Below are 747 nucleotides of genomic sequence, written 5' to 3' on the forward strand. Positions count from 1 at the left end.
GTCCTTTTGAGGGGTTTCTCTTTGGGCGTGTTGCCCCCCTCTCCCTTCTTCTCTTTTTGTGTGGTGCGTGAGGGGGTGTGGGGCCCGCCGGTGTTGCCTTCCCCCCCCCCCACGGGACCGGGTCACCCTGGGGGACCGGCGGTCCGGTCCGCTGTGATCGGGGTAGCCGTGGCTACCGGTGCGATCAGGTGGCGAGCGTGGCGCTCGCGACGGCGATGCCGCTGACGACCAGGCCCTGCTTGAAGCCGGACCAGAAGCCCGGGGCCTCCATGGCTTCCAGCTCCTGCATGCCGAGCTCGAGGTTCTCGATGGCGATGTCCTGCTTCAGAACGTCCTGCATGGGGTTCTCCCGTTTCCTCGTGTGGTTTCTCGGTGGGTGGAAGGCGTACCGCCGTGCGCGGTACGGGCTTCTCAGGTGGCGATGAGCGCCGCGGAGGCGACGTAGCTGCCGTAACCGGCGGCCGAGGCGACGACCACACCGGCGCCGACGCCGATGCCGGTCCACCAGCCCGGGGCCTCCATGGCCTCGAGCTCCTGCATGCCCAGCTCCAGGGCCGGGAAGGTCTCGATCGCGAGGTTGTCCTGCATGAGGGGTACTCCTTTTCCGTGGGTGTTCTTCAGCGCTTCGGTGCTTCAGCGCTTCGGTGCTTCGGTGGGTGGAAGGCGTACCGCCGTGCGCGGTACGGGCTTCTCAGGTGGCGATGAGCGCCGCGGAGGCGACGTAGCTGCCGTAACCGGCGGCCGAGG

Annotated in this window: 2 protein-coding genes; both read right to left on the reverse strand. The window is 68.1% G+C overall.

Annotation, left to right across the window (positions count from 1 at the left end; all coding sequences use genetic code 11):
* Positions 1–184: 184 nt before the first annotated feature.
* Positions 185–340 carry a daptide-type RiPP gene (locus ACZ4WZ_RS14120; protein ID WP_467889505.1) on the reverse strand — a complete coding sequence of 52 codons (156 nt, stop codon included), beginning with the start codon at positions 338–340 and terminating at the stop codon, positions 185–187.
* Between the two features lie 71 nt (positions 341–411).
* Positions 412–588 carry a daptide-type RiPP gene (locus tag ACZ4WZ_RS14125; protein WP_388943013.1) on the reverse strand — a complete coding sequence of 59 codons (177 nt, stop codon included), beginning with the start codon at positions 586–588 and terminating at the stop codon, positions 412–414.
* Positions 589–747 lie beyond the last annotated feature (159 nt).

The sequence above is a fragment of the Streptomyces sp. NPDC029122 genome (genome assembly GCF_055569445.1).